Below are 22,423 nucleotides of genomic sequence, written 5' to 3'. Positions count from 1 at the left end.
TTCAACGCAAAAAAAGCAAGTTTCCTCTTCCCTGGAAACTTGCCTTTTTTATAAAAATATAGGTTTAAGCTGGAGTTACTACTGCTTCTTCTTCCTCTTCTTCATGCACGGTCTTGATCTGGATCATTACGGTTGACGGTTCGGTCAACACTTCAATACCGTCCTTGAAGATCAGATCAGAGACTAGCAACTGGTCGCCAATATCCAGTCCGCTGATATCGACTTCCATGGAGGTAGGCAGATCTTCAGGCATACAGCGAACTTCCACTTCATAAATTTCAACCTGAAGCGTACCGCCTGCTTTAATCCCTACGGCTTCACCTGCAAAATGAATAGTCACCTTGCTGTCCATGCTCTTTTTCATATTTACATGTTGGAAATCAATATGCAGAATTTTGCCGGACAGGGTATCCTTCTGAATGTTCTGAACCACGACCGGAACCTCTAGCTCTTCCGATACCTTACCTTGCAGAATTGCGCGCGGATTCTTTTTGAGAATGTCCAGAAGTTCTTTTTCATTCACTTCCAACGTCAGAGTCTCTTTACCAATACCATATAATACAGCCGGAATACGTCCTTGCTTACGCGCCTGATTGATGTTGGACTTGGTGTCAGTCTTACGTGTGTTGAATTGAATAAACTTATTCATTGGGTTTCCCGCTCTCTTTGACCATAAATTCTTGTCACACTAAGTGTAACATGACCATATAATCTAGTCAAACCAACTGGAAGAATGCTAGGATTCGTATTCGTCAAAAGGGTCCGCGATCTCAATCTCATATGCTTCAGCATCACTCACCCCTACAGATAATACCGCCCGGCCTCCTCCAAGACGTTTCAAGCCACCGCTAAAGATGACATCCTCCAGTTCCTTGCGCTTGCCCGGGCCCGCCGGAAAATCACTGCGGACTGCAATTATTTTGACCGGAGTTGCTTTATAAGTCTCAGGATTCAGCGAAAAAGCCATGGCATAATAGTGTTTGTTTCCGGCGCTATCGAAGCAAGCAATGTGGCCCAATACGCCCACCATTCCACCCCGCAGCAGATGAGCTTCATTGGCTCCCCCCCACTCTTCGGGCACGAATTGATCCTGAAGCACCTCGGCATCAATAAAGGTCTGCTCATTCAGTTCGTCCAGCGAAGGAATCACTGTGAACCCAATCTGTCCTCGCCCACCCCGTTCGCCCTGTGGCCGGGTAAATACGCCTACACTGCCATTATCAAGCTCGATAAGCCGGATATCCTTCATCGTGCCGGGACCTGAAGAAAAGTGGGTTAAAGAATCGATGTGATACCCCCGGTAGAATTGGGTCACCCAGGAGGTAATCCGGTGCGGATCATCCGCTGCCGTAATCACTTCCACCCCGCCCACAATAAGTTCCCCCCTGATCCGGGTCCAGCACGGGTCCTGTAAATTGTACGTATGCGTATGCGCACGAGGCCTCCAGACTCCATCATGGCATGTAAAAAAGAAGACTTGAGAGAACTCACTGTCCCGTTCCTCAACTCTTCCCATTAGTACTTCCTCCCCGTTATACATAAACGGGGCGGTTATATTATAGACATCCCGGTGCCCGACACCGGTGAACGTCAGTTTATTTACTATGGTTGTACCGCGTCCGGCATGATATGTGTCCAGAAGCTGCTTACAGGTGGCTGTCCGTGCCGGGTTCCTTGTCATCATCGTCCTCCTCATAATCATTTGAACGATCGATTACCCAATCGTTGTCTTCCGCATCCATGGCGATCAGCTCGCCGGGCTGGACATTAAAGTATACACATAATTTTAGCAGCAGATCCCTTGGATACTGCACCATCTCATTCTTGTACATTCGGCGTACTGAATCAAAGTGGTAATTGATCTCTTTGGCAAGCTTACGGATCGATAATTTCGGATCATGCCTCAGCATGACCTCGCTCAGTTTACTGCGTATGACTGGCATTCATCCACCTCCTCCAATAATATATCCGCACTCACCCAAGGAGTCAATTAAATTGACAAGATTAAATGGTCATGTTACAGTGGGATTAGGAAATAATTTGCAACATTTCTAATTTCAGAAAAAACAAATACCTTTCCCTATTCAGAAAATAAAGTCTTCTTTATTTTCTTTTTTTGTATCCAGACCAATCGCAAGACCATTAGGGAGGCTCTTTGAATGAAAAATACAGTCCGTAATCACAACATCGTGTTCCTGGGAACCAGTCTGCCGCGAGAGTGCGGTATCGCCACGTTCACACAGGATCTGCTAGATGAACTTATCCACCTTCCCGGCTTCAACCCGCCCCGGATTATTGCCATAAACAACAATGAAACCTACGCTTACGATCAGCAGGTAATACGGCAGATCGACCAGCATAATTACGCAGATTATATAGATACGGCCGATTTCCTCAACAATTCTGATACCGATTTGTTGGTCATCCAACATGAATTTGGCATCTACGGCGGAGAAAGCGGTGAATACCTGCTGCCCTTTGTCGAACGTTTGAACATTCCGTATGTTGTTGTTTTTCACACAGTGTTGACCAAGCCCTCCCCTAAGCAGCATCAGATCATCCGATGTCTGGCCGAGCGTAGCGTGCAGGTCGTGACGATGGCGGAATCAACCCTTACTGATTTATCTACTATTTATGAGATCCCAGTTTCCAAAATTACATTCATCCATCACGGTGTCCCTCAAGTGAGCACAGCTTCACGCTCCAGCCTCAAAGCACAATACGGTTATCCAGACCGCAAAATCCTCTCCACCTTCGGCTTCCTCAGTCCCGGCAAAGGGATTGAATACAGCATCGAAGCTATGCGCGGCGTGGTCAAGCGACATCCCGAAGCACTTTACATTGTCTGGGGCAAGACCCATCCGGTCGTCAAGCTGGAATCCGGCGAAGTTTACCGCCAGAAACTGACGGACCTCGTAGAAATGTTTGACCTGCAGGACAATGTCCAATTCGTCGATAAGTTGCTGACCCAAGAAGAAGTAATAGAGTCCTTGGTCATGTCAGATATCTATGTGACTCCTTATCTGGGTAAGGATCAGGCCGTCAGCGGCACCCTGGCCTACGGAGTCGGTTATGGCCGGGTCATCGTGTCGACCCCTTACCGCTACGCCCAGGAAATGTTGGCAGAAGGCCGCGGTCTACTGGCTGATTTTCATGATTCTGCTTCCTTGGAAGCCTGCATTTTGCGCTTGCTGAATAGCCCCGCCCTGGTGCAAACGATGGAAGACCGTACGTTGAAGCTCGGGCTCACTATGCGCTGGAACGAAATCGCCAAAATCTATGCCGCCTTGTTCCACAGCCATATCCAGAGCTCGGCGTCAGCTGATCGGAGCGTGATTTAATGGAAACCTCCACCACAGTACAGGCTAAACCAGGCTATCTCCGCAGAATCACGGACGATACAGGAATCTTTCAGCATACCAAGTTTGGGGTTCCGGACCGTTCCAAGGGCTACACTACCGATGATAACGCCCGCGCTCTGATTGCTGCGGTCTTAATGTACGAGAATTCCCGGGATGCCGTGGCACTCGATCTCATTCATACGTATATCTCTTTTATCTATCATTCCCAGACAGCGGACGGCAATTTTCGCAATTTCATGGATTATAACCGCTCCTTTATAGAGGATAAAGGTTCTGAAGATTGTCAGGGACGTACCTTGTGGGCACTCGGGTTCGCCCTGTCGCATGCTGCTTCCCTGCCCGATAACCTGATGAATACCTGCCGGTATTTGATCAATCAGGCACTGCCGCATCTGGAAGCCTTGGGCTCACCTCGGGCCGGAGCCTATGCCATCATCGGCCTAAGTTATCTTACCGAAGCACCGGGCTCATTAGGTTATGCTTTTCCATACCCGCATACTGAAAACACGACCGAAGAAGCCGCCTTTCTTCCAAGGGCAACCATTGAGAGTCTGATCGAAAATATTGCGGTTCGGCTGCATAATCAATATACCCGCTATAAGGGGCACGGCTGGAATTGGTTCGAGGACAGCATCACTTATGGCAATTCCATGCTGCCCTGGGCTCTGCTTCGGGCCTTCCTGATCTCCGGGAATAAAGACCTGCGGGAGACCGCCAAGGAAAGCCTGGATTTCCTAGCTTCCACCACCTTCTCCAGCAAAGGTTACTATAAACCGATCGGCAGCCATGGCTGGCTGCTGCGTGATGGGCTGGCTGCACCCTATGATGAACAGCCCATTGAAGCCTGCGAGATGCTGCTGGCCTGCCGGGAAGCAGCTGTTGTTCTTGAGGACCCCGCCTATCTTACGCAAGCAGAATTATGCTACAACTGGTATCTAGGGCATAATTCCTTGGGAATCCCTCTGATCGATCCGCAGACTGGTGCTTGTTATGACGGCATCCATGCCGCGGGGCTCAACCTGAACCAAGGCTCGGAGAGCATTATATCCTTCACAATTGCCCGGTTGGTGATGCATCATGAATAAATATGCTACGATCCTAGCCGGCGGGGGCGGAACACGGTTTTGGCCCCTGTCCAGACAAGAAATCCCAAAGCAGCTGCTGAATATTAGTGGCAACGACATTATGCTAAACGATACGATTGAACGCTTCAAAGGGATTATTCCTCAGGAGAATACAGTTATCGTTACTAATCGTACCCAAGCAGTATTGTTGGAGAGTATTATGCACAGCAGCGTTCTCAAAGCTAATATTCTAATTGAACCTGTGGCGCGAAATACAGCCGCTAGCATTCTTTTTGCAGCATTATCTATAGAGAAATCTCATGGCAATTCCTTAATGGTCGTCCTGCCTTCCGATCACTATATAACGGATGAGGAACAATTCCGTCTTACACTAGACGAAGCCTGTACTGTTGCCATGGAGTCAGACAAAATAGTAACCATCGGAATCAAGCCTACTTTCCCATCTACTGGCTACGGCTATATTGCCTTTGATAAGACGCCGATTGCGACAAGCCCAGTGGCTGTATATGATGTAGATGAATTTGTAGAGAAACCAAACTTTCAGAATGCACAGAGTTATCTGGCATCCGGTAATTATCTATGGAATAGTGGGATTTTTATTTGGCAGACCTCTGTCATTATTGATAATTTCAAACGTTATCTACCTCGACTCTACAAAACCATGCTGCCCATCAGTGATTATTTGGGTACAGATCAGGAAGAGGAAGTTATTAACGCCATCTATCCAACGCTTCAGAATATTTCAATTGATTACGGCATTTTAGAACGCTCTGATGAAGTTGTCGTGCTTTCCGGGCAGTTTGGCTGGAATGATATTGGCAGCTGGGATGCACTGGGTTCAATCTTCCCTCCGGATGATGCAGGCAACATTATAAAAGCAAATCATGTGGGGATAGATACCCATAATTCAATCATCTATGGAAATGGCAGACTGATCACGACCATTGGTGTAGACGGGTTCATCATTGCGGATACTGGGGATGCACTATTAATCTGTCCCAAGGACAAAGCGCAGTCAGTCAAAGATATCGTGGAGCTTCTAAAGGAACAGGGAATGACAGAATATATCTAACAAAAAGGAATGCAAAAAGACGGGCCATTGCAGTACATGCATGGTCCGTTTTTCATCTCATTATATAAGTTGAACAGTTTATAAATTTTTTTTAAGCGCGAAACCTAGGTCCAAGCCCACAAGAACCCGTCTCGATCCCAAGCAATTCTCCCGCCATGGAGTTTCCGGAAAGCTTTCTTCACTTCTTTGGAGAGTGAGGCATTGCCGTTCTCATTCACAAATACAAATTCTTCTCCAAAATTCTCTTTCACATATTCAATCGCCGCCGTCTGATGCAAGGTACCCGTAAAACGAATCTCCTTCACCATCCATTCTGCTACTTCTTGTGCGGTTATTTCCATATGGATGCGCCTCCTCTCTGTGCTTACTGCTAAAATGTGCCCTCATTATAACATGAATACAGCCCAACCGGACAAACGTCCGAATTGGGCTGTATTGAAGTCATTTTACATCATTGTGGATAGATATGGTTCGACGGATAACGGGACTTCTGTCCTCCACTCACCATCAACAGAATCCCAGTAATTAAGTGCAAGAACCAGCCCACAAAAGGAATCCATGCCAATAAAGAAGTTATAATTCCTAGCACTGAACCGTAGATAGACTCACGGTCTCTTGAAGATAAAATCAATGTAATCACATGTAGAATAAACATCAATCCCAGAACGGAATACCCCGTGCCAATAACAATAGCAGCACCCAGAATTGGAATTGCCAAAATAATTTCGCAGGAACCCGTAATCCATTTCATAGCTTTAGAAGCGCTCAATAGACAACCTCCTAATTGGGTAAAATATATGATTTTTCTCGTGCTAATTATTTTATTTCATACCAACGGCAAAGGTTCTTCCACTTTGTCATGAGATTGCTTCTGCACAAGTGGAGGCAAGCCCTCCTTACTCATTGCTGCCGAAGGGGCCAGCCCCAAACAGTGGCACATTAAAGGAGCCATTCGCAGCTGTGGCAGCATTTCTTCCTCTTTTTCTGAAGATAATACATCTACCCCAAACGTATATAATGGCACATTTCGCTCGGAAGGGGTTATCCCGCCGTGGTACCCATTTGCGCTCATTCCGTGATCTGCCGTAATCATAATCTTATAGCCCTGTTCCATCCAAATAGGCAAAACAGTGGCCAGCAGACCGTCGGCATTACGCACTGAAAGCTCATATTCTTTACTCTCGCCGCCATAACGATGCCCGGCGTCATCTATATTCATGGAGTGAATGTATAGGAAATGCGGATCATAGGCACTCCGTAAATACACCGCGTCGGCAAACACATGACTGTCGGGATAGTGATCCTCGAAATAAAAGCTGCCATGCTGAATGGGCTTCATCACATTGTGCTGATGGCGATCAGCCAGCGGATCAAAAGGGGCCGAATTATAAAGTTCACTGACCCAATGATAGGCGACAGCAGCTGTGCGCAAATTAGCGGCCACTGCCAGATGGAATACGCTCTCTTCATGGCTTGGTCTCACAATATGGTTAGCCGTAATTCCATTTTTGGTCACAGGTGTCCCCGTCAAGAGTACTTCATAAAGCGGGCGTGACAGACTAGGCAATTCCGACTTCACTCGGTGACATGATATTTTCCCCTGCTCCACCAAATGCTCCATATACCCCATATATTCACGTGCGGCCTCATATCTAAGTCCGTCCAACACTACCACAATAAGTTTATTGTTCATTTCAGTCATCTTATTACGCTCCCTCTCGTTCCAGATGCAGCAGCTCAGAAGGGTTCAGAGCCAAGGTGACGTTAGCCCCTTCCACCAGCCTCAGCCAGCGTCCGTCATTTAAAAGATCAACCGTTAAGCAAATGTCTTCTACCTCTACCGTACACCTAATAATATTGCCCAACACGGAGACAGATTTAATGATGCCATCCACCAGTTGCACTCCGGCAGCAACCTCGTGAAGTCCCGCGCCCTCATGCAGCAGCGTAACCGCCTCAGGCCGAATAGCAAAGCGGTCCTGCGTGCTATCTATCCCCCGGAACAACGTCATCACTTCTGATCGGGTCAATACATTGTAACTGCCCATAAACCGGGCAACGAACTCTGTTCGTGGTGCGGAGTACAACCCCTCAGGTGTGCCATCCTGCACAATCCGGCCACCGTTCATAATACAGATGCGGTCAGAAAGAATCAGCGCTTCCTCCTGATCATGTGTCACGAATAGTGTCGTCATGTTAAACCTTTTTTGGATATCACGAATTTCTGCACGTAAATTCTTGCGTATCTTAGCATCTAGTGCGCTTAAGGGTTCATCCAGCAGCAATACTTTGGGCTGCACCGCTAGAGAACGAGCCAGCGCTACCCGCTGCTGCTGTCCACCGGAGAGGGACTGCGGATATACATCCCGTTTATCCTCCAGATCGACCAATGCCAGCAATTCCGCGCAGCGATGATGGCGGGCTGATTTCGATAATCCACGCATTTTCATTCCATACTCGATATTTTGGCTCACCGTCAGATTGGGGAACAAGGCATAAGACTGAAACACCATTCCTACCTCGCGCTTACGGGGCGGCAAACTTCCCAGATCTTTATTTTCCAAAAGAATTCTGCCGCCATCCAGCTCTGAAAGACCGGCTATGCAGCGTAGCAATGTGCTTTTTCCACAACCGGAGGGGCCTAGCAGTGTTACAAGTTCACCTTCGCGGATCTCCAAATCAACATTGTCTAACACACAGGTATTCCCAAACATTTTGCGTACACCCTGCAGCTTTAGATAATCATTCATCCCTTAACGCCCCCTCCCATCTTTTTACCGAGCTTCATGAGTACCATCGAAAGAATTAGAATAAACAGAAAATAAGAGATCGCAATCGCGCTGGCTAAATGTCCACTTTCACCAACCCTTTGATATAGATATACCTGAATCGTCTGAATATGTCCGCCAACTAACATGTTCGTAAGGACAAATTCGCCGAATAGAACTGAAAATGATAACAGTGTAGAGACGATAACCCCAGGCCATATATTAGGCAAAATCACATTCACGAAGGCCGTTCTTCGGCGGGCACCAAGCAGCTCCGCAGCATGCAGCAGTTCAACGGCATTAACCGTTAACAGACTATTGCGAATACCCTGATACATATAGGGAAGGATGACCACAAAATATGCCCCCACTAATAAATACGCTGTTCCAGCGATATCAAAGGGACCAGAGGAATAGGTACGAATAAGACCTACCGCAGCCACAACACCAGGCACCGCATAAGGCAAAACAACAATACCTTTCATAAAGCTCTCCCAACGCGGAAAATAGAGGGTGATGACAAAAACAGCTGGCAGCATCACGGCCAGACTCAGCACCACGCTGATCAGGCATAAATAAAGCGAGGTCCAAAGCGCCTCCAGAAAGCGAATATCCTCAAACATTTCCCCAAACCAATTCAGCGTCCAAGCTCGGGGCAGCAAGGTATTCTGCCAATCTTGTGCAAAAGCATAAATGCCCGTTGCCAAAAGTGGAAGCAGCAAATACACCATGAGCAGCAGCATGAAGGTGCGTGGAGCAAAGCCTGCTTTACGTATATTCATTGCCCTGCCTCCTCACGAGCTGTCCATAAACGCCGGGAAGCTTTGATTTTCACATCCGGTTTACTGAGTGCTTTCGTTCCGAACCTCTCCGCACGCCGCACCATTAAATGGTTCAGATAAACCGCCAAAATCGTAGTCAGACCAAGCAGAACAGCAAGCGTACTCCCCATTTGTGGCTGTGTAACCACATCTCCGGCAACAAGTGAACCGATACGTACCGCCAACAGATTGTAATTTCCGCCAACCAATGCGTAAGCCGTGGCATAAGCCCCCATTGCATTAGCAAAAAGAATTCCAAGTGTGCCGAAGATCGCCGGAGTTAGAATAGGCAGGCCTATCGTCTTCCAGAACTGCCAAGGCCCAGCCCCCAGTAAGGAAGCTGCCTCTCTCCACTGCTCACGAATTCCGTAAAAGGACGGGTACAAGAGCAGTAAGGCTAACGGAACCTGAAAGTATACATACACCAGTATTAGACCTGACCAGCTATATAGATCAAAATCGGCAAAAACACTCCAGCCCCACTGTTTAAATAAGAGTGTAAACACCCCATTATTTCCGAGCAAAATGATATAAGCAAAAGCCAGCGGAACACCTGCGAAGTTAGAGGTCATATTCGACAGCATCAGAAGTCTATCGCGTACTCTCGGGGTAAACCGGGTAATGCAATAAGCACAAAAAAGCCCGACAATGATCCCTATCAGACTTGAGGCTATGGAGATTAGCAGACTGTTCTTAATCGCCTGCATGTAATAGGCACTTTGCAACGCATGCAGATAATTGCCTAACGTAAATCCCGTTCCGTCCGCTGTGCGAAAGCTTCCCGTCAGCATGGATAGTATAGGTACCAGTTGAAAGGCTAACACCATTAGTGCAAATGGAATAAGTGCCAGGATCACACCGCGGCTTCTTTGTTTCATCTTACTCGCTCCTTGTCGCGGGAATAGAACAAAGGCGCCTTACGGCATCGTGACGAAGGCGCCCTGCTTCTTTTTTGGGGAGAACTAGTTCAAATGCACAAGCACACGTTCCTGCCACAATTGAGGAATGATTTTTGCCGTCTCTTCCCATACCTTGTAATCACCAACAGGCTTAGCGTTGACGTATTCTTCTTTTGGCAACAGCTTAGCTGCAACATCATCCGGCAATGTTACACTGTCACGGATCGGACGAGCGTAACCTTTGGCAAGATTAATCTGTCCTTCATCGCTAATGATGTATTGACGTGTAAGCTTCGCCGCGTTAGGATGCGGCGCATATTTGTTGATGATCGTGGCATACCCGCTCACGACACTGCCTTCCTGGGGAATGGCTACTGCGAAACCATCTTTGTTGATCTGATCTCTATAGTTCAAAGCGTTGAAATCCCACAGCAGGGTAACTTCTACTTCCCCTTTTTCGATGTTGGCAAGGGAAGCTTCTGCATTGGAGAGACGTCCGTTTTTTGCTAAATCCTCGAAAAAAGCAATCCCCGGTTCAATGTTCGACTCGTCGCCACCAAAGGCCATCGCTGCGGCCAATACAGCCATCTGTGCTTGAGCAGCCTTGGTTACATCACCAACGATGATTTTGTAGTTACCGTTCTTCAGATCTTCCCAGCTCTTCGGTGGATTCGCCACGAGCTTAGTGTTAGTCAGAAAAGAAATGGTGCCTTGATAGCCGACGATCCAATTCCCGTCCTTATCCTTAGCCCAATCGGGGATTTCATCCCAGTAGGATGTTTTATAAGGCTGGGTTACCCCTTTATCCACGGCAACCGAGCCAAACGCAATCCCCACATCTCCGATATCGGCCGTTGGTTTATCTTTTTCCGCATCAAACTTGGCAATTTCCTCCGCGCTCGACATATCGGTATCCGAATGTGTAAGACCATACTTACTGTTCATATCACTCCATGTATCTTTCCAGTTCGCCCAGGAATCCGGCATTCCTACACTGACGATACTGCCCTCTTCTTTAGCTTTACTCTCGATCTCAGTCAGACTTAATTCTTTGGTGCCAGCCTTTCCATTCGTTGTTTCTTCAGCCTTGGCTGAATTTCCACAAGCAGCAAGCAACAGGACGAGCAAGGATAACATTAGACCCATCGATAATTGATTTTTGATCCCTTTTTTCATGATTTCCCCTTCACTCCTATTTCTTATTTGCGGGCTTCTTTATGTCCAACTGTTAGGCACCCAATTGCAGTATAGGCGTGTACTATTTTCGCGGCATTAAAGAGAATAGGAATATTTGTAAATAAAAAGAAACGACCTGTCGTCTTTTTTAGATGACCGCCGTTTCCCTTAGAAATGTTTTTATGAAAATAATTACATTAATTACACTAAAATAGAACTTTACTGATGTATAGTAGTATTTATTCATAATAAGAAATGACCCTCAGAGGAGCTTGAAAAATGCCGTTTACAAAAATTCAGATGGTAACAGGTTTATTTCTATGTACTTTGCTTATCTCAGCTTGCAACAATGCAGCTACTCCTCCTAAAAATAACACGCCAGATACAAGTAATAAAATCATTCAAATAAACAGTGATCTTTACACCCTCCCATTACGTGATCAGAATACAGAACAATACAACTACGCTGTCAATACCTCTGCCGGTATCGTATGGTTGCCAGCCCCAAAAATGAACATTGCCCCTGGAACAGAAGCAAATCCATTTTATTTTCCAACAGAGCCATTCACTTTCTATTTAAGTTCTCCTAATGAAAAAACACTAGCTGTAGAAAAGTCCAAGAAGCTATTGACGTTACCTTTAAATGATGGCGATGCTGTTCTGGTGGTTAGCGGCGTTTTTGGATTAGATGATTATATCCTCTATCATACCTTTTCCATTTTCACTGATGGAGCTCAGCCGATACGAGAACAAGCTTGGGTGATGAAAGTAGACGATCCAACATCTAATAAAGAAATTGCTCAATTCCATTCATCTGGAGGTAAATTTTATAGTTATGCAGTTGATGAAAAAGAAAAACTTTATCTATCGGTTTCCATACTTCCTGGAAATGCAGATGGTAGCTATAGTTACGAAGTTTATATTTATAATCTTCTGACTGGCAACAAAGAAAAAATAAATGATTATTCTCTTAATCCCTCATCACTGGATTCCATCCAATTTAATTACAATGACAAAAAATATTCGTATAAACTTCAGTCCAAGTAAAAAACTGCCCGACATTTCCAGGCAGTTTTACATGTATGAATATAACTACCGTCTACGCGCTGCCACACTGACAACACCGTATCTGTAAAGCACCTTCTTACCGAACCAGCCAAAAAGACGATCCGTAAAGAAGCCCATAAAGCCAAGGCAGAACAACCCGACAAAGATCCAATCCGTACGGAAAAACAACCGGGAATTCCAGATCAGATAACCTACACCTTCGTTCGAAGCAATCATTTCCGCGCCGATAATCGCCATATATGAGGTGCCCATCGCTAACCGGATACCCGTAAAAATATAAGGGATCGTCGCCGGAACAACCACATGAACCAGAATTTGCCACTCACTGGCGCCCATACTGCGGGCTGAGCGGATTTTGTCCTCTTCCACGGACATCACACCGGTTAAAGTATTCAGCACCACGATAAAAAAGGTGGCGTACATAATTAACGCAATCTTCGACTGCTCCCCAATACCAAACCATACTAGGAACAATGTAATAAATGCAATCGGCGGGATAAAACGGATAAAGTTCAGGAAAGGCTCCGCAAAAATACGGATCAAGTTCACCTTCCCAATGATTAGCCCTACGGGAATCGCCAGTAAACTGCCGAGTACCCAACCAATGAGCACCCGGTAAAAGCTAATCCCGATATATTGCAGCAAGGTTCCGTCTTCCAGCAGCTCCCGTCCGCCCTTAAGTGTACTCCATGGTCCGGGGATCACATCGGGGCCATAGATTACAGCTCCAAGCTGCCAGACGCAGAACGTGGTAATCCATAGAAGGGTTACGGAAACCCACTTCTTCTCCACCCATTTTCTCATCTGTCTCACCCTATCCTATTCTTCGAAATGACCTTGAATTTGATTGTATAACGAGTAGAATTCCGGTGAGGTTACGTCCCGCGGATACGGCAGTGTATTGTCATAAATATCCGTAATATTAGAAGACGGTCCTACGGACATAATGCCAATTCGTTCCCCCAGCAATAACGCCTCCTGAATATCATGAGTTACAAAAATCACCGTCTTATGTGTCTGGCGCCAAATGTTGACCAATTCCTTCTGCATCGTTCGGCGCGTCATCGCATCCAGCGCACCAAATGGCTCATCCATCAGCAGAATCGCTGGATCATTCGCCAGCACCCGAGCCAGCTGAACACGCTGCTTCATACCCCCAGACAGCTCCTTCGGGAACTTCTCCTCATGCCCGTTCAGCCCAACAAGCCCGATGAACCTATCCGATATTGTGTGCCGTTCCGCCTTTGCGATTTTCTTCATCCGCAATCCGAACTCCACATTCTGACGGACGGTTAACCAAGGGAATAAGGAGGAATCCGCCTGCTGGAACACCACCGCCCGATCTCTGCCAGGCTTATTCACCTCTACATTATCCACCCGTAGATGCCCACCGGATTTGGAGACAAACCCGGCGATCATATTCAGCAGTGTTGATTTCCCGCAACCACTCGGCCCGAGTAGAACGAAGAATTGCCCACCTTTAATTACGAGATCTACATCTTTTATAATGTAGTGAACGTCCCCAGCAGTCGGTTCGCTGTAGCTTTTACGGAGCTGCTCAATATGAATGGTATGCTGCTTAGCAGGTAATGACATGCTGAACCCCCCTATTTCTTGTACGTAACCTCTTCTGGCAATGCCTTCGCCAGCGGCTCGAGATTCAGTTTACTATCCAGATCGAAATCCTTCTCAATGATTCCGTTGTCGACCATATATGTCTTCTGCTTGGTCAAACTGTCATACGCTGCTTGAGTAAATCCTAGTGCCCACGGATTATTCGGCAGATCTTTTATCGTTGATTCCTTAGGCTGCTTCACTTCCTTATACATCAGATCAGCAACCTCATCTGGGTGAGCCTGAGCATAGGCTCCGGCTTCATCCACCGCTGCTAGGAAATTCGCTATACCTTGCGGATTCTTAGCCGCAAAATCATTTCCCGTTACAATCCCCATCCCCAATCGAACCGTGGTTTTAGACATATCCGTCAGTTCATGAACACCTTTAAGTGCATAGAGCTTATCATTCAGAACCGAACCATAAAACCATGCTCCATCCACAGCACCTTGCTTCAAAGCGATATAAGCTTCATCAAAGGCACCCTGTCCTATTAACTCCACATCACCGAGAGCAGCATTATGCTCTTTCAAATATTCATCCCAAAGGTACGGAATGAAGGTGCCGCGTATGAAACTCAGCTTTTTCCCTTTCAAATCTTCAGCCTTCTGAATATCATCCTGTACGAACAATTTCCATTCAGTGGACGCTTCATCAGTCGCTAATCCCGCCGAGGCGATAATAGCATAATCGCCCTTCGCCACTGCGTTCAGCAAGGGGAAGTCTGCCCCGAAAGCCACATCCACCTGTTTAATAAAAAGGGCATTTACACCTTCCGCAGGGGAACCAAAGTTGACCAGTTCAGCGTCAATCCCGTGTTTGGCAAAGATGCCTTTATCTAGTGCCACCCGAAAAGTGGGATTCGTATTGATGTCAGCAATTTTTATCTTTAATGTCTCTGCTTTGCTATTCGCCGCTCCCTCTTTAGCGGCATTAGAGGCAGCCGCGTCGCCCTTGGAGCTGCAGCCCGATAAAAGGATAACCACTGATAAAGATAAGAGCAGAAAGCTTGAGCTGATCCATGATTTTTTCAACCGACCCATCTCCTCAAATTTGTTAATTTACCTTGCGGCTGCTGCCTTCATCCGTCGTCGCTACACAAGCAGCTCCTTCAACAAATGGCAGGGTTGTCGCCACACTTACCACAGAATCCGATCCTTTAGGTGCAGACCCCGGGACTCTGAACTGCGTTACGTCTATTGGCTCAATCGCTTGTTCAACTGGCGTTTCCAGCTGTGGTACCCATGCATAAGGCACACGGTAGGAACGATAGACCATATTGGTATTTCTGGAGTCCGTAAATGGCGAAATATATTCCCATACCAGTTCATGTTCTGGCGTAACTTCAAAGAGTCTGCCGTTAGAACCTTCTGTAATTAAGGTGTTGCCATTCGGAAGCCGTTGAGCGGAGCTGATATATGGACTGTAGAATTTATAAGAATCGGTTGGGACAGAGAAACCTGCTTCTGCCGCTGTATATTGCCACTCTATCTCAAAAGTCACGGGATTAATCTCCAGAATTCGCGAGTGGTCGCGGAGTGCATTTTTTTGCCCAAAAGGAGAAGATGGATTTGGAAGACCATAACCGCCCCAGCCCCCGTTATCGAATACAAGTAAGTTGCCTTCTCCCGGCAAACCTTTCGGAATGATGTGCGCATGATGCTGGCCAATGATCCAGTCGATATGCTTCACTTCTGGCAGCGAGTAATCCGGACCGATTCTCCAAACGATGGCTCCGGTACGCTTATCCGTGATCGCAATAATATTTGCTTCACGCGCATCCCAGATCACGTTATCCGGATGGAAACGCTCATCCCCTGCATCGTAAAACTTATTGGGTCCTACATAAGAAGCCGAATTGATATGCAGCCAGTCTCCAACACCACCACCTAGATTTCCGAAAGAGCGTGAGTTAGGATCACGAAATAGTACATTTTTGGCCGCTTCATCAAAGCCTAGCTCATCAAAATGTTCATTTGGAGCCCACTCCCAGACGATATTCCCCTCCCAGTCCACCTCAAGGATCGTGTCATCAAGCAATTGTTTGTCGGAGATTTGAGGATTGTAGATGTTTTTATGAGCAAGAATTAGCGTTTTTCCACTGTCTACCTTGGGTTCAAGCCCCGGTGCAAAATATCCGACCGGATTGCCTTCGCGCTGATAGTCATGATGCTGGCGGGCATACCAGAGGGGTTCATAACCCGGATCTTCTATATGTTCATAGCTGTTATATTTCCACACGATGTTCCCATCCCAGTCCACCTGTACCAGATCTACATTATCCTGTATTCCGAATTTAGGATCTCTTCTTCCTGTGCTGCCCAGCACATAACCACCCGGGAAGATTTTAGCCGGAAATCCAAGCAGCCCCTTCCACAAATGCACCTCTTTACCGTTCATATCAATCAGTACAACACCTTCTTCACCAGCTTGAAATACGGTATAGCCACTCCAGGCTTTCTTCGGGTTATATACGGTTGCTCCAGTTGGATAAATGGTTGAATGTCCCATCGTTCATCTCTCCTACGTTCAATTTTTTTAGTAGCTAAGATAATTACTCTTTTTGGTGGTTGTTCGTGGCTTCTGTTCAAGGGCTGGAGAGGTCTCTGCATTCTCCTTGGCGAGCTTCAGCAGGATATCCGAGAATCCTTCCAAATTGCTAATGATCCGCTGATAAAAGTCATTTTGCTGCGCCAATTCCTCCTCCGTAAACCCCTCAAACAAAAGCGAAATACATCGTTCTCCGATGTTGCTGTTCTGCTCCGCCAGCTTGCGGCCTTTATCCGTAATATCCAGCATTACCGTTCTACGGTCGCCTTCTTTACGTCTGCGCACGGTATATCCACCCGCCTCAAGCTTATCGCTCAATGCGGTAATCGCACCTGAGGTGAAGTCTAGTTCATCCGCTAAGTCTCCTAGCCTTTGTTCACCATCGCGAATGATTTTGTGCAGAATCAGCATGCCTGGTAAGGAGATGCCTGCTACGGCGACCTTATCCCGCTCTTTCACGAATCTGCGAACCGCCTTGCGAAATGCCCAATCTGTCTCCTCCAGCTGTCTCCAATATTGTTCGTTCATGGCTTACTTACCTCTGCTTTCTCCCAATCAGCCCATAAAAAAAGACTCCCAGCACCTACCCCTGACAAGGGAAAAGTACGGGAGCCTTTGGTGGTCCAATCAGCTCAGTTGAATTATTTCACTGTTCATTTAATTACTGTTTAAGTATTGGTGATATCATATACCCCTTTATTCCTACCTGTCAAGTAAGTGTTTTATATATTCAAAAAAAGAACACCTTCAAAGGTGTCCTCCAACTCGGAAGCTTATAGACCACTTTCCAGCACAATTGCGAGACTGTCCTCATCGTATACCTGCATAAAAGATGAAATGGTCGGCAGATAATCGGCTGCCACGTATAAAGTACCTTTTAGGATCTGTACCTTCTGACTTGCGTCAGGCTTAAGGGAAAGTGTCCAATCCCCCTTGCTAATCACGGTTTCCTTGTTGACCGCGTTCCAGCTAATGTCCGCTCCCCATGAGCTAAATAACGCTCTAACTGGTAAATATATTTTACCCGACTCCTGAAGTGGCAGATTAGAGGTATTTAATTTCACTTGCACTCCGTCCAACCATACTTGCATGTTTTTACCTGCTGGCAGCAGCGGAACGGCATCCAGCAGATCAGCTTCACTACGCAGTGGCTTAAGGGCCTGTACATCGAGATCTAATACCTTCAATTTGTTATTTAACGTGTCCGTCACATACAGCTTCCCGGACACAAGAGCGATACCGGAAGGTTGATTAAACATTACATCGTCCAAAGCTCCGACCCGATCTCCCGCGGTACTTTGTCCTGCGACTGTAATGACCTTGCCGTCCTTCTGAATAGCCCGAACCCGATGATTCAGACTATCAGCAATCAGCAGTACTCCATCAGCATAAGCCAGTCCCCGTGGACGATTGAATAGAGCAGACAGTCGGTCTCCATTCTGGAATCCTCCAGCCATATAGCCAGTCACAGGGTCAACTGTGGTTGATTTGCCTGCAAAGGTCTCAACCTTACTGCCTTTAATCAACCGGATCATCTGATTTCCGCTATCAGCTACATAGAGATTACCGGACTCATCAAACGTAAGACCCACTGGCTCATTGAATTTTGCCGAAGCTACCGCTCCATCCAGATAAGCACCATCATTCCCCTGCTGACCCGCAAATGTAGTAACGACCCCTTCTGGAGTAACTTTACGAATCACATGATTAAGTGTGTCCGCTACATATAAGTTATTATTGCTGTCTATGGCTAGGCCACCCGGAGAGCTAAACTGCGCCGCATTGGGTTGTCCATCCTTGTACCCGGCGACTCCCGTTCCTGCAAGGGTGTAGACTGTGCCTCCCTCTATTTTGCGGATCACATGGTTGTCGGTATCACTGATATAGATATTACCTTTACTGTCAGCGGCGGTGTACGTCGGATGATTAAACAAAGCCTCTGCTGACTGCCCATCACTATACCCAGTATTACCTTTTCCGGCTATCGTCTGTAGGGTTCCGTTACTCCACTTGCTAATTGTGCCGCTTGCTGACTGCACAATAATGAGGTCATTGCTGCCAGGCACTGCTGCCACTCCCAACGGTTGCTTAAGAGAGAGTCCAACATTAGACGAAACATTCTGGACTATACTCCCTTGAATGTCACCACTTATAGGCTGCAATACCTCTGCGGCTACGATATTAGGTAGGGCTGCGCTTATAAGCATAATTCCGCAAGCGATGGAGATGAGTTCTTTTTTCATAACGTTATTTTCTCCTCCCGAAGGTTATTGCGCCTTTAAAATAACAAAGATAAGCTGATCTTAAGCGTGTCTACTATTACCTGTACAGGGCCGTCTTCAGTATCTTCAATCCTCACCAGAGGAATGATAACGTTATAAGGTTCGGGAGTTAGTCTATTCAAAAATTCTGGAGTAAGTTTAAGCACAAAGGTATTCTCATCATTCCGATCCAGTACATAATCCGTATCTTCTAGCGGTAACGGATCTCCAAGATCATATTCATAACGATATCTAATCTCCCCTACATCATAACCTAGCGAATGGATGATAAATTCCGGTGCTTCATCTTCACCTATAGGACCCGTATGATTAAAATAACTCGGAGTGATCTCTCCTTCAAAGTAAAACCCGCCGTCTGCTATCTGTTGATCCTCTTCCTGTACCTGCCCCCCGGTAAGGGCATTCTTTAACAAACCACCGTTAACCTTGATTTGAACGAATGACTTATAAGGAAGTGATCCCCGCAGTTGAATGATAAGCTCATTCTCTCGAATGTATACCTCTCCTAAATCGAGCTTGTCCGCACTCTGATTCAAAGTAACACTCACCCCATCCCTCGCAGCATTAGGATTAGAGTCATCTGCGATATTAAAGGCTAAAGGTGCCGTAAACGGCAAAGCAATCTCATTATTACGGACGAGATAGTCATAGATATGTTCTCTAAATTCCTGCTGGTTCAGCTCAGGCGCGTCAAGCGGATTGGGCGTCGGCGTTGCTGTCGGCTCCGGTGTTGGCGTCTGTTCCGGCGTCGGTGTTGCCGTTGGTTCCGGTGTCGGCGTTGCTGTCGGCTCCGGCGTCGGCGTTGCTGTTGGTTCCGGTGTTGGCGTTGCTGTTGGTTCCGGTGTTGGCGTCGGTTTCGGTGTTGACGTCGGCTCCGGTGTCGGCGTTGGTCTCGTCGGTGGTGTTGGTTTCGTTATATCTAAGGGAGCCCGACTAGATAGATCATAGTTAATCTTAGGTGGAATTGATGGTATAGGTGGGTGGACAGGCATAGTAGCTTTTATTTGCTCAAATAGTCGATCGAACTGATCTTTTATTGCTTCGGTTAATTTCCCTTCTTCGTTCAGATATTCCAAATGCTGCTCTAACGCAAATTGCGGCAATACATTCAGGGACAAGTGCCCCTGTATCCATTGTTGATTCTCTATAATAAGCTGTTGGGAGGCTCCTATTAATTGAGAAAGAGTAGCATCTACAGGCGAAACTACATGAACTGTTCCTTCCAGAACTCCCAAATAATCGCCGTTAATTCCTGCCCCACCATTAAGGACTACATTGCCTTGGCTATTAACGCTAACAAAAAACTCTGTGCCCATAACGCCCATAATAGCCGTCGGGGTCTCAATCTCAAACCGGGAGTCACCCTCCAGCTTCTTTTTCACCTTGATCAGGACCTGCCCATTTTGAAGCTTCAGACTTGTCTTACCGCCCAGCGCTTTGGCACTTTCGACTAGTTGGCTGATGGTAAGCGTAGTGTTTGCTCCGATCGTAACTTCTTTGTTGGCATCAAGGTCGAGGCTGATTTGTCCGTCCGAGCCTGTTATAATCGTATCGCCTTGCGTAATCGCCATCCCTTTGAAAGCATTAAATTTCTTGGTTCCTCCGCTTTTCTTCACCTCTGACTTGCCTGAGACCGCAGTTATTTTCCCCACTTTGACGCTATCCTTCGCCTCTGTGACAACCGCTGGCCAAAGAATACTGAACAAAAGAACAAATGCCAGTGTAAGCTTTAACGACTTCATCTCAATCCCTCCAATTCATAGACACTGATTCCCTGCTCCTTGCCCTTTACCTTGATCTCTCCTAATGAAACAGCTGATACTCTATCTTTTACAAAAGCGTAGGTAGCTTCACTAATGAGGATTTGTCCAGGCTTCGCATTGCTTTCCAGACGGGCCGCCGTGTTGACGGTGTCTCCAATCGCTGTATAATCCATCCGTGTCTTCGAGCCAATATTCCCGAATACAGCTGGGCCAGTGTGCACCCCAATGCCGAATTTCACGACTAAGCCAAAACGCTCGAACAGCTTTTGTTCCACTGCAGACGAGCCTTCCTTCATCGCCCACGCCGCCTTCACCGCTTGCATCGGATGATCCTCCAGCAGCAATGGAGCATTAAAAATCGCCATCGTGGCATCCCCGATAAACTTGTCCAATGTGCCATCATACTTAAAAATACAACCTGCGGTGAGATCCAGATACTCATTCAAAATCTCTACAATCTCCTCAGGCTCAGCAGCCTCCGACAACGGAGTAAACCCGCGAATATCCACGAACAACAAGGTTAGCTCTCTGCGGCTCCCCCCCAGCTTCAATCCTTCTTGACCCTTCTTAAGAATTTGATCCACAACTTGCGGGGCAACATATCGGCCAAAGATATCCGTAACCCTACGTTTCTCCATCAGTTCTTCTAAATATTGAAACCCTATCACGACAATGCAGCTAATAATTAGAAACGGAATCACATAACCTAGTGAAATCACCATTCCCTGATCATAGAAATAACGACCTGCAAAAATAAGGAGTGCAATAATGACCGCAATGACAGCGTAGGAATATAGCATCTTCACTTTACGGAATAGTAGATATGCCAGGAGTGCAGCTAGTAACAAAACTACTTCGTTCCACTTCCAATCCAGCACGCGTTTATAATTATTGTCCAGCAGCGATTGAATAATATTCGCATGTATTTCCACGCCGTATAACGTGTTTTTACCGCTGATCGGGGTTAGAAAGTCATCCTTAAACCCTGTAGCATACGGCCCGATAAGCACAATTCTATTCTCAAAATAGGATGGAGAAACCTCCCCGTTAAGCACCTCCGAATAGGGAATCTCTTCAAAATCACCCTTGCCGCCTGAATAGGGGATATAGAAGCGCCCAAACTTATCTAAAGGTAGCTTCTGCGGATCCGCAGTCCCCCCCATCGCCTCTCGATATTTCTGATAGAGTGTCCATGACAAGCTGTTAATAGGTTTACCTTCATAGTCAAAAGAAAAAAGAGCTTTACGCACCACATGGTCCATGTCGGTAATGGTATTGATATGGGCGGTCGCAGCCGCTGCCTCTCTTAAAGCCTCAAACGGCTGGGATAACTCCAACGCTTCGATCTTCCCCTGCTCAGTATTTGGGGCAAACGTGCCATATACAGGCAGGACTACATTCCCCGCTCGTGCGACAGCCGCAGCGAATTCGGCATCTGCCTCCGGATCCTCCGAGCCCACTGGGAATGTGAGGTCAAAGCCGATCACTGCAGGATGGCCCTCGGAGAGTGTATCCAAGAGCTGGGCATGAACATTTCTGCTCCATGGCCAGCTGCCGAAGTCCTCCAAGCTCTGATCGTCAATCCCGATGATAGCAATCGTAGTATCCACATCTCTCTCGTGCTGCATCACACGATCTTGTAACTGCTGATCGATGGAATCAAGGCTTCCCCGATACAGAAGGAACGCAAAAACCGCAGTAAGCAAAAGGAGGATATGTGCTAACTTCATTCTCAAAGTCGGTATCTCCAATCTATGTATTATGGAATGAGTCCAAACCAGCGGTCAGTATGTTGGATATTGATACGTAAAGAAGAAGGGGTCGGTGAATAACAGGATGAGGAGTACAAGCACCCATAAATGAATGCCAAGCCCTGCGCCAAGCGGAAGAAGTGCCGTAAAGAGCTGAATTACTGCTAACAAAAACGGTACTAGAGAAGAGACAATGCCAGCTTCCCTTGCAA

Annotated in this window: 22 protein-coding genes; 4 read left to right on the top strand and 18 right to left on the bottom strand. The window is 46.8% G+C overall.

Going from position 1 to position 22,423, the window contains the following annotated elements; genetic code table 11:
• Positions 1-64: 64 nt before the first annotated feature.
• The 3 genes from NST40_RS01600 to NST40_RS01590 form a co-directional block, all read right to left on the bottom strand.
• The gene (locus NST40_RS01600) at positions 65-649 is read right to left on the bottom strand and encodes a 50S ribosomal protein L25 (protein WP_076101172.1); all 585 of its coding nucleotides are present in this window, start codon (positions 647-649) and stop codon (positions 65-67) included.
• 87 nt (positions 650-736) lie between these two features.
• Positions 737-1,684 carry a DUF1861 family protein gene (locus NST40_RS01595; protein WP_139330081.1) on the bottom strand — a complete coding sequence of 316 codons (948 nt, stop codon included), beginning with the start codon at positions 1,682-1,684 and terminating at the stop codon, positions 737-739.
• On the bottom strand, positions 1,647-1,943 hold the full coding sequence (locus NST40_RS01590) for a helix-turn-helix transcriptional regulator (protein ID WP_076127054.1): 297 nt from the start codon (positions 1,941-1,943) through the stop codon (positions 1,647-1,649). The genes NST40_RS01595 and NST40_RS01590 overlap by 38 nt, the downstream gene beginning before the upstream one ends.
• A gap of 216 nt (positions 1,944-2,159) precedes the next feature.
• Between NST40_RS01590 and NST40_RS01585 the strand changes: the two genes are divergently transcribed.
• Genes NST40_RS01585 through NST40_RS01575 form a run of 3 tightly spaced genes read left to right on the top strand, consistent with a single transcriptional unit; the run spans position 2,160 to position 5,519 of the window.
• Entirely contained in the window at positions 2,160-3,341 is a 1,182-nt protein-coding gene (locus NST40_RS01585) for a glycosyltransferase family 4 protein (RefSeq protein WP_076275948.1), read from the top strand.
• Positions 3,341-4,447 (top strand): glycosyltransferase, encoded by a 1,107-nt coding sequence (locus NST40_RS01580; RefSeq protein WP_076219709.1) that lies wholly within the window; start codon positions 3,341-3,343, stop codon positions 4,445-4,447. The genes NST40_RS01585 and NST40_RS01580 overlap by 1 nt, the downstream gene beginning before the upstream one ends.
• Positions 4,440-5,519 carry a mannose-1-phosphate guanylyltransferase gene (locus NST40_RS01575; protein WP_076127047.1) on the top strand — a complete coding sequence of 360 codons (1,080 nt, stop codon included), beginning with the start codon at positions 4,440-4,442 and terminating at the stop codon, positions 5,517-5,519. Before NST40_RS01580 ends, NST40_RS01575 begins: the two co-directional genes overlap by 8 nt.
• Positions 5,520-5,623: 104 nt before the next feature.
• On the opposite strand, the gene NST40_RS01570 is transcribed toward NST40_RS01575, so the two are convergent.
• The 7 genes from NST40_RS01570 to NST40_RS01540 all read right to left on the bottom strand — a co-directional run bounded on the left by NST40_RS01570 (position 5,624) and on the right by NST40_RS01540 (position 11,183).
• Positions 5,624-5,860 (bottom strand): hypothetical protein, encoded by a 237-nt coding sequence (locus NST40_RS01570; RefSeq protein WP_076219710.1) that lies wholly within the window; start codon positions 5,858-5,860, stop codon positions 5,624-5,626.
• A gap of 110 nt (positions 5,861-5,970) precedes the next feature.
• On the bottom strand, positions 5,971-6,288 hold the full coding sequence (locus tag NST40_RS01565; protein WP_036687337.1) for a hypothetical protein: 318 nt from the start codon (positions 6,286-6,288) through the stop codon (positions 5,971-5,973).
• A gap of 57 nt (positions 6,289-6,345) precedes the next feature.
• Positions 6,346-7,221 carry an alkaline phosphatase family protein gene (locus tag NST40_RS01560; RefSeq protein WP_342410352.1) on the bottom strand — a complete coding sequence of 292 codons (876 nt, stop codon included), beginning with the start codon at positions 7,219-7,221 and terminating at the stop codon, positions 6,346-6,348.
• 4 nt (positions 7,222-7,225) lie between these two features.
• Entirely contained in the window at positions 7,226-8,269 is a 1,044-nt protein-coding gene (locus NST40_RS01555; protein WP_076127045.1) for an ABC transporter ATP-binding protein, read from the bottom strand.
• Positions 8,266-9,069, bottom strand: a complete 804-nt coding sequence (locus tag NST40_RS01550; protein ID WP_076186152.1) for an ABC transporter permease subunit — start codon at positions 9,067-9,069, stop codon at positions 8,266-8,268. The genes NST40_RS01555 and NST40_RS01550 overlap by 4 nt, the downstream gene beginning before the upstream one ends.
• Positions 9,066-9,986: an ABC transporter permease subunit gene (locus NST40_RS01545; protein ID WP_342410351.1), complete on the bottom strand. Its 921-nt coding sequence runs from the start codon at positions 9,984-9,986 to the stop codon at positions 9,066-9,068. The genes NST40_RS01550 and NST40_RS01545 overlap by 4 nt, the downstream gene beginning before the upstream one ends.
• A gap of 84 nt (positions 9,987-10,070) precedes the next feature.
• Complete coding sequence (locus tag NST40_RS01540) at positions 10,071-11,183, bottom strand: extracellular solute-binding protein (protein WP_342410350.1); 1,113 nt, start codon at positions 11,181-11,183, stop codon at positions 10,071-10,073.
• Between the two features lie 279 nt (positions 11,184-11,462).
• Between NST40_RS01540 and NST40_RS01535 the strand changes: the two genes are divergently transcribed.
• On the top strand, positions 11,463-12,230 hold the full coding sequence (locus tag NST40_RS01535) for a hypothetical protein (protein ID WP_076304748.1): 768 nt from the start codon (positions 11,463-11,465) through the stop codon (positions 12,228-12,230).
• A 45-nt stretch (positions 12,231-12,275) separates the two neighbouring features.
• Here the strand turns inward: NST40_RS01535 and NST40_RS01530 are convergent, their stop codons facing one another.
• The 8 genes from NST40_RS01530 to NST40_RS01495 form a co-directional block, all read right to left on the bottom strand.
• Positions 12,276-13,055, bottom strand: a complete 780-nt coding sequence (locus NST40_RS01530; RefSeq protein ID WP_342410349.1) for an ABC transporter permease — start codon at positions 13,053-13,055, stop codon at positions 12,276-12,278.
• A gap of 15 nt (positions 13,056-13,070) precedes the next feature.
• Positions 13,071-13,847: an ABC transporter ATP-binding protein gene (locus NST40_RS01525; protein WP_076220059.1), complete on the bottom strand. Its 777-nt coding sequence runs from the start codon at positions 13,845-13,847 to the stop codon at positions 13,071-13,073.
• 11 nt (positions 13,848-13,858) lie between these two features.
• Positions 13,859-14,899 carry an ABC transporter substrate-binding protein gene (locus NST40_RS01520; RefSeq protein WP_076127032.1) on the bottom strand — a complete coding sequence of 347 codons (1,041 nt, stop codon included), beginning with the start codon at positions 14,897-14,899 and terminating at the stop codon, positions 13,859-13,861.
• Positions 14,900-14,921: 22 nt separating this feature from the next.
• Complete coding sequence (locus NST40_RS01515; RefSeq protein ID WP_342410348.1) at positions 14,922-16,376, bottom strand: aryl-sulfate sulfotransferase; 1,455 nt, start codon at positions 16,374-16,376, stop codon at positions 14,922-14,924.
• Between the two features lie 27 nt (positions 16,377-16,403).
• Positions 16,404-16,943, bottom strand: a complete 540-nt coding sequence (locus NST40_RS01510) for a MarR family transcriptional regulator (RefSeq protein ID WP_076220058.1) — start codon at positions 16,941-16,943, stop codon at positions 16,404-16,406.
• 245 nt (positions 16,944-17,188) lie between these two features.
• The gene (locus NST40_RS01505) at positions 17,189-18,658 is read right to left on the bottom strand and encodes a stalk domain-containing protein (RefSeq protein WP_341000936.1); all 1,470 of its coding nucleotides are present in this window, start codon (positions 18,656-18,658) and stop codon (positions 17,189-17,191) included.
• 35 nt (positions 18,659-18,693) lie between these two features.
• Positions 18,694-20,439, bottom strand: a complete 1,746-nt coding sequence (locus NST40_RS01500) for a FecR domain-containing protein (RefSeq protein WP_081387387.1) — start codon at positions 20,437-20,439, stop codon at positions 18,694-18,696.
• The gene (locus tag NST40_RS01495) at positions 20,436-22,190 is read right to left on the bottom strand and encodes an adenylate/guanylate cyclase domain-containing protein (protein ID WP_256718934.1); all 1,755 of its coding nucleotides are present in this window, start codon (positions 22,188-22,190) and stop codon (positions 20,436-20,438) included. The genes NST40_RS01500 and NST40_RS01495 overlap by 4 nt, the downstream gene beginning before the upstream one ends.
• Between the last annotated feature and the right edge of the window lie 233 nt (positions 22,191-22,423).

Source organism: Paenibacillus sp. FSL R10-2778, assembly GCF_038593035.1.
GTDB lineage: Bacteria > Bacillota > Bacilli > Paenibacillales > Paenibacillaceae > Paenibacillus_AQ > Paenibacillus_AQ odorifer.
Note: the sequence above shows the minus strand (reverse complement) of the source record. Positions and strands in the feature narration are given on the sequence as shown.